The organism is Hymenobacter sp. 5516J-16, assembly GCF_022919335.1.
Classification (GTDB): Bacteria; Bacteroidota; Bacteroidia; order Cytophagales; family Hymenobacteraceae; genus Hymenobacter; species Hymenobacter sublimis.
Genome location: NZ_CP095058.1, coordinates 2,151,648 through 2,163,300 on the forward strand (window position 1 = coordinate 2,151,648; position 11,653 = coordinate 2,163,300).

6 protein-coding genes and 1 pseudogene are annotated in these 11,653 nt (G+C 60.3%); 2 read left to right on the forward strand and 5 right to left on the reverse strand.

All coding sequences use genetic code 11. The features are described 5' to 3' along the window. The first annotated feature begins 192 nt into the window (after positions 1 to 192). A pseudogene (locus MUN84_RS24545) lies at positions 193 to 2,748 on the forward strand (FdhF/YdeP family oxidoreductase). A 95-nt stretch (positions 2,749 to 2,843) separates the two neighbouring features. Here MUN84_RS24545 and MUN84_RS10740 read toward each other — a convergent pair. The 5 genes from MUN84_RS10740 to MUN84_RS10760 all read right to left on the reverse strand — a co-directional run bounded on the left by MUN84_RS10740 (position 2,844) and on the right by MUN84_RS10760 (position 10,857). Beyond that, entirely contained in the window at positions 2,844 to 3,860 is a 1,017-nt protein-coding gene (locus MUN84_RS10740) for a BamA/TamA family outer membrane protein (RefSeq protein ID WP_244698292.1), read from the reverse strand. Further along, a complete protein-coding gene (locus MUN84_RS10745; RefSeq protein ID WP_244698293.1) occupies positions 3,857 to 4,069 on the reverse strand; it encodes a hypothetical protein in 213 nt (70 codons plus the stop codon). Before MUN84_RS10745 ends, MUN84_RS10740 begins: the two co-directional genes overlap by 4 nt. Beyond that, on the reverse strand, positions 4,042 to 5,295 hold the full coding sequence (locus MUN84_RS10750; RefSeq protein ID WP_244698294.1) for a hypothetical protein: 1,254 nt from the start codon (positions 5,293 to 5,295) through the stop codon (positions 4,042 to 4,044). The genes MUN84_RS10745 and MUN84_RS10750 overlap by 28 nt, the downstream gene beginning before the upstream one ends. Positions 5,296 to 5,359: 64 nt before the next feature. After that, positions 5,360 to 7,291 (reverse strand): translocation/assembly module TamB domain-containing protein, encoded by a 1,932-nt coding sequence (locus MUN84_RS10755; RefSeq protein WP_244698295.1) that lies wholly within the window; start codon positions 7,289 to 7,291, stop codon positions 5,360 to 5,362. A 26-nt stretch (positions 7,292 to 7,317) separates the two neighbouring features. Then, positions 7,318 to 10,857 carry a hypothetical protein gene (locus MUN84_RS10760; RefSeq protein ID WP_244698297.1) on the reverse strand — a complete coding sequence of 1,180 codons (3,540 nt, stop codon included), beginning with the start codon at positions 10,855 to 10,857 and terminating at the stop codon, positions 7,318 to 7,320. Between the two features lie 209 nt (positions 10,858 to 11,066). Here MUN84_RS10760 and MUN84_RS10765 point away from each other — a divergent pair, with 209 nt between their 5' ends. Further along, positions 11,067 to 11,432: a carboxypeptidase-like regulatory domain-containing protein gene (locus MUN84_RS10765; protein ID WP_244698299.1), complete on the forward strand. Its 366-nt coding sequence runs from the start codon at positions 11,067 to 11,069 to the stop codon at positions 11,430 to 11,432. The last annotated feature ends 221 nt before the right edge of the window (positions 11,433 to 11,653 follow it).

Consider the following 11,653-nt stretch of genomic DNA (forward strand, 5'->3'; position numbering starts at 1 on the left):
ACGGTTGGGCTGACTTTTTTAGGCCTGGCCCGTTGCGTTCCGTGGGGTTAGCTCGACAACCCAAGCGACCAGTTTTGCGTCTGAATCTCAAACTATTGTTCAGTCCAGCGCTTATAGAAATGATAGCCAAGCCGGCCGCACTTTTTGGTTGGGTTTCGCTATCTTTTCCGGTCTCTACTTGTTTTGCTTATCATGGAAAAATCCCCCGCCGAAGACCCCAGCCAAGCTGGTAAAACTCAGCAGCAAGGTGCTGAAGCTAACGTACCCAAAAGCGGTGAGCGGCCCGACCAGGGCGCGGCTCCGGCTCCCGACCACTACCGCCCCGATCCTCAACACGAACGTGACGAAAGCGTGATTCCCGCCCCGACGTAGCCAACGCCAAGTATCACCACCCCATCCTGGCCCAGCCCCCGGAAGCTTTTACCGGCCTAAAGCTGGAGGAACGCGCCCGGGTAGCGGCCGGTGTTACGGCCGTAATCAAATCAATGGAGTTTAGCTGGGGTGAGGGCGGCGTAAACCGCGGCACCCGAGGCCTGCTGAAGATGAACCAGAAGGACGGTTTCGACTGCTCCTCCTGCGCCTGGCCCGACCCCGACGACCACCGCTCCGTGGCCGAGTTCTGCGAGAACGGAGCCAAGGCCACCGCTTCCGATGCCGACGATAAAGCCGCCGGCCCGGAGTTTTTCGCCAAGCACAGCCTGGCCGAGCTTTCCCGCATGACCGACCGGGACCAGAACAACGCCGGCCGCCTGACTCACCCCCTGGTGAAGCGCCCCGGCGACAACCACTACTCCCCCATCAAGTGGCAGGATGCCTTCCAACTGGTAGCCGATAACCTGAACGCCCTGGATTCGCCCCACGAAGCGGTGTTCTACACCTCCGGCAAGGTGCCGAATGAGCCGGCTTTCCTGTTCCAGCTATTTGCCAAGTTGTTGGGCACCAACAACCTGCCCGACTGCTCCAACATGTGCCACGAGAGCAGCGGCGCCGCCCTGAGCCCTACCTTGGGCCTGGGCAAAGGCTCCGTCACGCTCAATGATATTCACGAGGCCGAAGTGATTCTTATCATTGGCCAGAACCCGGGCACCAACCACCCGCGCATGCTCTCAGCTTTGCAGAAAGCTAAGCGCAATGGGGCCAAGATTATTGCCGTGAATCCGCTACCTGAGGCGGGTCTGCTGGCCTTCAAGAACCCCCAGGATTTTATGAATCCGCTGCGGGCCTTGGGCGCCCTGCTCGGCGACGGCACCCAAATTACCGACCTGTTTCTGCAGGTACGCGTGGATGGCGACATGGCCCTGCTGCGCGGCATCATGAAGCACCTATTCGAGGCCGAGGACCTGAACCCCGGCGCGGTGGTCGACCGGCCGTTCATCGATAAGTACACCACGGGTTTTGAGTCGTTCGAGCAGAACGTGCGCAATACTTCCTGGGAAGACATTGAGGAGCTGAGTGGCATTTCACGGGCTCAGCTGCTGGAGGCGGCCAACATGTTGGCTACCAAGCAGAAGATCATTACCTGCTGGGCCATGGGCGTTACGCAGCAGCGCCAGGGCGTGCAAACCATCCAGGAAATTGTAAACCTGCAGCTGATGAAAGGCGCCATCGGCAAGCCTGGCGCGGGCACCTGCCCGGTGCGTGGCCACTCCAACGTGCAAGGCGACCGGACCATGGGTATCTGGGAGCAGCCCACCAAGCAGTTTCAGGATGCGCTGGCCAAGGAATTTAACTTCCAGCCGCCCTATGAGCACGGCTACGACACAGTGGAAGCCATCAAGGCCATGTACAAAGGCAAAACCAAGGTGTTCTTCAGCCTCGGTGGCAACCTGCTGGCCGCTGGCCCCGACACCGAAGTTATTGCCGAGGGCATGCGCAAGCAGAAGCTGACGGTATTTGTGGGCACCAAGCTCAACCGCGGCCACCTCGTAACGGGCGAAACCAGCCTGCTCCTACCCTGCTTCACCCACCTCGATGTGGACATGCAGAAGTCGGGGCACCAGATGACTTCCTGCGAGAACTCCATGGGGTAGTGAGCCAGAACAAGGGCGTACTGGTGCCGCTGGCAGGCCAGATGATGAGCGAAGTGGCTATTCTGGCCGGCATTGCCATTGCTACCTTCGGCGACAAAATCAACATTGCCGACTGGGTGGCCATGACGGAAAACTACGACGTCATTCGGGACCATATCAGCCGCGTGATTCCGGGCTTTGAGGGCTTCAATGAGAAGCTGCGCCGGCCCGGCGGGTTCTACCTGCCCAACGGCCCCCGGGAGCGGAAGTTCACCACCAAAAACGGCATGGCCAACTTCACCACCACGGAGCTGCAGCACTACCAGCGGGAGCTGGAGCCCGACCAGCTCATCCTGATGACGGTGCGCAGCCACGACCAGTTCAACACCACCATCTACGACTACAACGACCGGTACCGGGGCGTACACAACGAGCGGCGCGTCCTGTTCATGAACCCCCAGGACATTGCCGACCGCGGTCTGCAGCCCAAGGACCTCATCGACATTACCAGCCACTACAAGGGTGAGAAACGCACGGTGGAAAAGTTCATTGCTGTTCCTTACGACATTCCGCGGGCAACGTGGCCGCCTACTTCCCCGAAGCCAACCCCCTGGTGCCCGTAGGCAGCGTAGCCAAAACCAGCAATACGCCTACCTCCAAGTACGTGGTAGTAACCGTGGTGCCAGCCCGCAAAACGGTAGGCGCCCCCGTTGAGGTTCGGATGGCGGCGGAAGCGTAGCACCGCGCGGAACCGCACCGTTCCGAACAATAACGCTGATAAAAGGGCCCGACCGTATTACACGGTCGGGCCCTTTTAGTTTGGGAGGTTACTCTCTAGAACGGATAGCCAATAGCAATATTAAAGCGGCCGGTATCAGAGGTTTTGTTGTAGGTGGTTTCGCTAGTCAGGCCCTTGATTTGGGTGTTGCTGTACGGCAGGCGCAGGGGGTAGGCATAGTCGAAGCGAATAACGAAGAACTGCACATCAATGCGCAGGCCGGCCCCCGCGCCTACAGCCAACTCCTTGAGGAAAGTATTGAAGGCAAACTGCCCATTCTTACCATCGGGGTTGCCATTTTCATCGACGGTTCGGCGGCTGGGGTCATCATTGATCAGCCAGATATTGCCGGCATCCACGAACAAAGCTCCCTTCACGTACGGGAATAGATCTTGGCGGTACTCAGCATTGGCTTCAATGCGCATGTCGCCCACCTGGTCGTAGAAAGCGCTGGTTTCGTTGGATTCTGGGGTGCGGTAGGTGCCGGGCCCCAGGCCGCGGGCAGCAAAGGCCCGCACGCTGTTGGGGCCGCCAATGCCGTACTGCCGAAGGTAGGGTAGCACCCGAGCGTTCTGGTAGGGCAGGCCCAGGCCCACTAGCAAGCGGGTAGCAAACTTGTTACCGCTCGTTGGGTTGGCGCTGGTGCGGAAGTAATTGCGCAACTCCAGATCAACCTTCGTGTACTGTGAGAACGGCTGATTAAGAATGGTATACGACTGGCTGCCGTCCGGATTAGTTATCTTCTGCTGGCCCGTGAGCGAACTAACGAGGTAGGCCAGATTGCCGGCCACTTCCACCCCGCCACTAAAGTAAATCTGGTTGCGGCGCTGCTCCAGTGACTGTTGATTATAGGTGTAACGGTAGGAGCTGGCCAGTATGAACTGCTGGCGGAAGGAGTTATTAAGAAACGGCCGGTCGCGTAGCAGACGGCTGAAGGTTCGGCTAGTATCGGAAAGGCGCAAGTACTGAATGTCAATGGGGCGCAGCTCCTGCTCGTTGGTGAGCTTGGTTTTCCAGGTATAGCCGTAGTTCAGGTTGAAGCCCTGCTGGGTAAAGGCATCTACCCGCGTCACCGACCGGATGCCGGCCCGAAGGTGGTGCGGGGTTGGAAGTCGGAGTTTACCAGCCGGATGTCGAAGGGCGGCGTAATCAGGCGGGGCACCAGCAGCTGGGCGTCGGCGCCAATTTCGTAGCTGGTTAGCCCGATGGTGTTGGTGTTGCTGCGCCGCTGGTTTTCGAAGGAGCCGGTCAGGTTTACCAACAGCTGCTCGGCCCCGCGCAACGCCGAACGGTTACGGAACTGGATGCGGAAGCCCGGCCCACAAAGCCATTGGATTTGCTCACGAGCAGCACCTCGGCCCGCAGGCTTTTCTTGGGCAGCTGGGTCATGCGCACATAGGAGTTCAGGAAGCCGTAGCCGGCAGAGTCGGGCTTTTGGCGGGCGGGCCGGAAGCCCACGTCCACGTACTTAAACGTACCCAAACTCATCAGGCGGCTCAGGGTCTGATCCTGGCGGCGGCGGCGGTACAGGCTGTCGGGGTAGATGAAGGTGGCATTAGTAATGGCCTTGGCCTTGAACATCTTTTCATCGGGGTAGTAGATGTAGCCCCGGTACCGCATGGGCCGCTCGCTGAGGGTGGTGTCGCTGAGGGAGTAGCTGGTATTCAGCCGGATGCGGTTAAGCACGTAGGGTTTGGCGGCCTGCTCAGGAGTCTTCTCCTTGATTTTCAGGTACACGTTCACCTGGTTATTCAGGGTGCTATCTACCTGAAACAGAATATAGTCGGGAGTGAAGTAATAAAAGCCTTGGTTTTTCAGCTCGCCATCAATCCGCAACCGCTCATTGGTGAATGTTTGCAAGCTGTATGGGTCGCCAACTTTCAGCAAGGAGCTCGGCTGGGTAGCCCGCACGGCGCGGGGCAGCAGGGAGTCACCCTCGGGAAAGAAAATTTCCTTGATGGTGTAGGGCTTGTTTACCGTGGCCGTGTAATTAACGCTGGCAGCCTGGCCTTTCACCGTCACGCGGCTGTGCACCACGGGCTGGAAGTAGCCGTTGTTGTAGAGGCGGTTGGTCATCAGCCCCTTCACCTTTTGGGTATCTACTTGGCTGAGCAGCACGGGTTTCTCGCCGTACTTGTTAGCCAGCCAGTGCCCCAAACCCTTGGTTTTGCCCTCGCCCAGGTGCCAGAAGTAAAGCTTGGGCCGAATGCCTAGGAAGGACGTGTTCGGCTTGGGCGTAATCACCGATTCAAGCTCGGTGGTCAGTTCCGCTTCGCGCGGAATAGGGCTAGTTGATTTCACTTTCACGGTGCTACCCGTGTAGAGCTTGCTACCCTCCGGAATGTATTTAAGCCCGGAACAAGAAGCCAGCAGCGCAACGCTCAGCAGCAGGGGCCAACGGAGCGCCTCCCTCCCCCGGCCTCTCTCTCCAGGAGGAGAGGGAGGAGCCTGACGATTAGTCTCGGCGGCGTCCTTAGTTTGCGGAAAGAAGGGCTGATGCTGCAACATGAAAGCGTAATTCAGAAAGACGGTAGAGTACTAGGCTCCGCGTGTGGTGGCAGAAACCGGCAGATTAGCGGCGGGTAGAGTCGGGGCGGGTAGCGGCCGACCGGGCCGCCGTGCGCCGCGCCGAATCGGGGCGGGCGGTTACGGGACGGAGACGGGTAGAATCTCGGCGGGGCGTATTGGGAGCCGCGTTGGTGGAGTCTCGGTTGGCGCGGCGGTCCTGGCGGCGGCGGCGATTTTCCAGCTTCACTTCCTCCTTCACCGTCTCGTCGATGCCCTTGAACAGATCGGCTAGGTCGCGGTAGTCGCGCTGGAAGATGAGGGAGGCCCCGGTCCGCACAAATTGCCCGTCAATGTCGCCGTAGGCGTTGTTGCGGAAGGCCTGGAGGCGGATGCGGCCGTTCGCCAGCACGTTGTATTCCACGCTCACATCACCGGCGAAGGCACTCACGCTAGACTGCCCAGGGCCCGTGCTGCTTTGGTTGCCGCCACCCAGGGGCACGTCGGTACCCAGGCGCACGGTGAGGCGGTTGTTGAGCAGTTGGCGGCGCACGGCCACGTTCAGGTCGGTGCGAGTTTTCTCGGCCCCGCTGCTGAAGTCGGCGTAGGAGTTCACGCCCAACTCCACGCCCAGGTTGGAGAGGTAGGAGCCGGTGAGGTTGTTGAGCTGCTGGGTGAGCACCTGGCTAGCTGAGCCACGCAATTGCTCAGCCACCAAGTTGCCGCTGCTGCTCTTGAAGGGGTCATCAGCCAGGAAGCGGTTTAGCACCAGCAAGGAGAATACCTGCTTGTTTAGCTCACTTTCCTGGGAGGGCTGGCGCAACTGGGTTAGGCGAGCTTCAATGGGGCCACGCAAATCGGAGCGGGCTTCTTCAGGCAAGCGAATGTCAAAGCTAATTAGCGGCTTCAGCAGCTGCCCCGTTACTTTCAGGTCCACCTCGAAGGGCAGCTGATTGCGGGCCAGGGCGTTCTGGGTTTCATCGGTGCCCCCTTGGGAGGAAATCAGCTCGGCGGGAGCCGCGCGCACCTTGTAAACGGCCGTTACGTTAGCTTGCCCGTTGTAGGGGTCCCCGCTCCAGGTGATGGACGAGCCCCGGGCAATATCAAACTCCCGCGAGGCCAAGTCATACAGCGACATTTGGTACTTGCCCTGGGTTACATCGAGGCGGCCGGTGAGGGTGATGTTGCCGGTGGGGTCGATGGCCGTATTCAGGGTACCATTGGCCTGCACGCGGAGGTTGTCGCCGGAAGCCTCATCGACTACAATGGTAAAGGGCGTGTTGTCCGTTACCGTCACCAAGGCCTGAATGTCGTAGCCGGCGGCGGTTTCGGCCGAGTCGATGGCTACTTGCCGGGTCAGCATGGTGTCAATGGGCGCGCTCTTGTCCACGAACTCCACAATGCCGTCCCGCTCTACTTTCACCGGGTCGTCGTTCGGAATGCCCACGAAGAAGTTAGAGCCATCGGCCACCCGGGCCCGGGTCCGAACTACTGGCAAGTTCAGGGTGCCCGTGATGCGCGAGTCGGAGTCAACCAGCAGCTTGCCCCAGAACAAGTTGTTCTCGCGCCGGGAGCTCTGGATGGCCAGGAAGTTCGTAGTCGTGGCCTGCAAATCGAAGCGGAAATCCGACACGTAGTCCCGCGTGCGAATGGCCCCGTTGATAACAGCCTGGTTGCCCACCGAATCCTTCACCACGAAATTATCGAAGCCAATGCCCTGGTTGGTGAAGTCGATGTCCTGGGAAGCCAAGAAGTAAGGGGCTCCCAGCTGAGTCAGGGTAAATGTGGCGTCGGGGGTAGTGGTCAGCGTGCCGTTGATGTTGGGCTGGCTCACGCTGCCCGTCACGGCCAGCTGCCCGCTCACGCCGCCGCCCATCTGCTGCAACTGCCCCAGGGAGAACGGCTCAATGATGCGCAGGTCCAGGCGGTTTACGTTCACATCAAACTGGATGGGCGAGGGCGGGGTAGCGAGGTAGTAACCCACGGCCCGCACGTCCATGCCCTGCTGGTTGGTCAGGCGGGCATCTACGTTGTAGCGGTCGGGGTAGGGTTGGTGGCTTGCACGGCCAGGTCGCCGATGGTTGCTTTGTTATACACGAAGCCAGCCAGGTTGGCATTGGCCGTGAAGGCCTGCCGGGGCTGGCCCAAGCTATAGGCAATGGCCTGCCCGTTCAGCGTGCCCGCAATCAGGGAATCCTGGAAGCCCGCGGCCCGGCCCAGCCCGTTAATGTCCAGATTCACCATGTTCACCTGCAGTGGGTACTGCGGCCCCGCCAGGGTTTGCAGGCTTAGGCGACGCTGGTTTCGGCTGATAACTAAGTTTTGGGCAAACAAGGCACCGGAGGAAGTGGTGTAGCGGATTTCGTTGTTGGGCGTGATGTCCCACTGCTTTTCATCCAGCATGAGCTTGGGGTCGAAGCGGAAGGCGTAGGTAGTACCTTGGTTCAACACCCGCAGGGCGCCGGCCAGGTTCAGCTTCTCGGCGCTGTCTGACTCTGCTATGCGCAGCCGCGTCCCGATTTCGTTGTTCTGCACGCTACCCTGAAGGCTGGGGTTCGGAATCTGCAGGGTGGTGTCCTGGCTGATCTGCCGCAGGCCCAGGGCGTAATCCAGCTTCTGCGGGTCCGACTGCACCGCTAGCTTCAGCGAGTCCAGGGCATACCCCATGTACACGATGCGGCCGATGCGGGTGTTCAGGCGCAGGTCGGCGGCGCGGCTGTCGTAGGAACCCGTGAGCTTGAACGGCGTGAGGCGCTTGAGGTCGGGCACCAACTGCTGCACCAAGCGTGGCTGCTTCAGGTTGGCCTCGAAGGTAAACTGCCGGTATTCCGAGCTGGGCCGGAACTGCACGCCCGGCAGGTCAAAATACCGATCAATGTGGCGCTGCAGCTCCAGGGCCAGGTCGCCGAGGCGGGTGTTGCCGCGCAGGGTCAGGTCGGCCACACTAGAAGCAAAGTCAACCTCGGTGCGACCCGTACGCTGCACAATGCGGCCACTCACGGAGTCCAGGGCAAATGGCCGGTTGTTGTTCACAATGACGATGCGGTTGCCGGAGAACGTGCCATTAATGGTGTTCAAATCGGAGCCGCTGATGTTGGCCGTCAGGTCGCCCTGCACGCGCAGGTCGCCGCCAGTGTAAAAGCCCAGGGCCGTCAGGTTGGCCCCGCGCAGGTTCAGCCGGTCCACGGTGTAGGTGGGGTTGGAGGCATTACGCAGGTCAATGGTAGCCAGCAGGTCAAGGTTGAGGTTGGGGTCATCCTTACTGCTGGCGTCCACCACGTAGCGGTTGCGGTCAATGTCTACTTTCGCCGTGATGCCGCGGTAGGTGTAGCCATTGTAGGTAGCCTGCTGCACGGTGGCGTTCAGTTGGCCGCGCAGCTGGTTGGGGTCGAGGCCACCGCGACCGTTCAGGGTGCCGCTGGCCGTTACCTTGCCAATGGTCGGGTCGCCGAGGAACTTGCCTACGTCGAGGCCCTGGGTGCTAAAGGTGGCCTGCACTGGCTCCTGCCCCTGCGGACCTTCGCCCACGTTTACCTTGGCAGTCAGGTTGCCGAAGCTGGTGGTAGCCCGCAGATTGGTATCGAAGATCAAAGCCGTGGGTCGGCCGCGGAAGGTGCCGCTCACCGTCAGGCGGGGCGGCAGCTGGTAGCCGGCCGGCAGCGTGCCAGCGGGTAGCAACCCCTTGATATCGGTGGCGGTAGAGGTAAACTCCCGAATGTTGAAATCGGCGTAGAGGCGGCGGTCCGTGTTGGGAAGGCCTACCAAGCGGCCTGTGGTTCGGATGCGGGTGCCCTGGAGGCCGCGGAAGTCAATATTGGTCAGGGCCAGATTGCTGATGCGGCCCTGTATCTGCCCGCTCATCACGAGTGGAGCGTTGGGGTTGATGCCCAGCTCGGGCAGGGTGCCAGCGGGTAGCAGGCTGCGCATGTCGGCCTCGGTGGTGCGCACGTAGCCCAGGTTCAAATCCAGAATCAGCCGGTCGTCGGTGTTCGGCAGGCCCTGAATACGGCCGCCCCCGCGCACCACGGTATTGCGGAAGCCCACGAAATCGAGGTTTTGCACGCGCAGGTCGCCCAAGCGGCCGCTTACCAGCCCGCTAATCAGGAAGGACTGGTTGGGGCCGCTGCTGAAGGGCGGCGTATCAATGAGGGTAGGCGTGATGTACAGCACGTCGCGGAAGCCCAGGCGCGCCTCGCGCAGGTCACCGTTCAGTTTCAGGTTGGGCAAGTCGTCGGCAATGCCGGCAAGGTCCTTGTAGCCAATGCCAATGCGCCGCTTCAGGTGGCTGTGGGGCGTCACCAGGTCCAGATCATTGAGCTGAATGCGGTGGTCGTCGTAGTGCACTTGAGCGGCGGCGCGGGTAATGGCAAAACCGCTCTGCTCCTGGCCCGCCAGCTGGGTAATGCGACCGGTGGTGCTGTCGGCGGAGTAGCGCAGGTTCTCGGTATTGAGCGTCAGGTTCGTGAACTTCAGGTGGTTGTAGTCCATGCCCCGTACTTTGGTGCGCTGCCGAGGCTCGTTGAAATTGTCGAAGGCCACATCTACCCCGGTGATGTCGGACTGCTTCAAGCTTACTACCCAACTGGCTTCCTGACCGGTAGCATTTTCCACGGCGGCGTTCAGGTCGCGCACGGCTTCGGCGGGGTTTACTACCCGCTGCTCCACTGGCACGTTTTCGTTCTGGGCGTAGGCGAAGCTGGTGTTGCGCAGCTTCAGTGTATTCAGAGTCACCTGGCTGTTCACCAGGTCAATGTTGTCGGCGGTTACATCCGCCTCCCCGATGCGGGTGTTGATAAACTGGGCCGAGGGGTCGTTGCGGTACGTCAGGCTCACGTTCTGCAACTGGGCCCGGTTCAGGCCGAACTCCAGCTTTAGGGCCGCCGTGTCCTGGGGCGTATCCGGCGGCACCTTGGTTTGCCGGATGTTGATGCCGGTGTTGCGCAGGGCGGCTTGATCCACGCGGTAGGTGGAGCCATCCACGTCTACCTCATCCATGCTCACGGCCAGCTCGCCGACCCGGGTGCGCACGTTCATACCGTCCACCTGGTCGTTATACGTAAGCAGGATGTTGGTCAGGCGCAGGTCGCCGATGTTGTATTGGAAGCCTGCGCCAGTGGTATCGGCGGGGGTAGTGGCTACGGTCGTGGTGTCGCCGGTAGCAAAGGCCTTAACGATAAAGTCGTAGTTAGAGATGCTGTCCGGCTCAGTGCGGGTAATGGCCAAGCGGCCGTCGTTCAGCTCCAGGCTTTTTAGGTTGATCTGCGACTTGGTCAGAGCCCAGAGGTCAAGATCAATGCCCAGATGGCCCACGGACAGCAATGTGTCGCCCTTCTGATCCTCAAGGTAGACCCCATCCAGGCTGATGGCGTGCTTGAAATCTGTACGAAATTTGGCGATTCGTACGTCGGTTTGCAGTTTGTCCCGTAGATAACTCTCGGCTTTCCGGGCGGCAAAATCCTGCCCCGAATCGGTTTGCAGGTACACAAAAACCCCGGCCACCAGGAGCAGCACTAACGCAACCAGCCCCAACAGGGCGTAGAGAATACGACGCAGATAGACAGGCAAAGGGCAGACAAGTAGAAATGAAACTCAGTCAGCCAAACGGGAAAACCCGTGCGCAGGTTGGCTCTGTCCGGCTTTTACCGACCTGTTTGCCGCTTATATCGACCAGAAGATTCTTCCCATCGAAGAACACGCCGCGCCCGGCCGGAAACCTCGTACTTTCCACTCCAGAATTTCAGGTTCTCCCACTTCGCTCTTCTACGCCCTCGCCTTTGCTCTTTTCCGCCCACTCTCACGCCCACATCATTGGCTGCTGTCGGCGAGCCATTGGGGTAGTAGCGCTGGTTTTAGGGGTTGCCCTGACGCCGGCTGCCGCTCAGTCTGCCCCCGGCGCGGTAGCCGCCCCTACGCGTACCATTTCCTTCACAGGAGCCGTGTTCAGCGACAGTGGACACCCTCTGGCTGGGGCCACCGTTACGGTAGTCGGGCGGGCGGCCAGCACCGTAACCACTAACTCTGAGGGCTTCTTTATTATGCCGCTGACCGCGGGGCAGCCCGTGCGCTTTCTGGTGGCTTTTCCCGGTCACACGCCCGAGCAGGTAGAGCTACGCGCCCCGAAAAAGAGAAAAACCTGGTAGTTACTCTCCAGACTCAGGCAGACAAGGCCGGCCGCGGCCGCAGCAAGTCCCGGCGCAACTAATTTGCAGGGCGCTCCTGGGCTGGCTGCCGGATTTTATTTCGCCTGAGTGACGGGGCTATTCTGGCGCTTCGGCAAGGGAGAAATCAACCAGGCATCAACCACTTATCAACGAAGCATTAGGCGGCGTAAATAAGCCCTTCTAGGCCAAGCTGTGCCCGC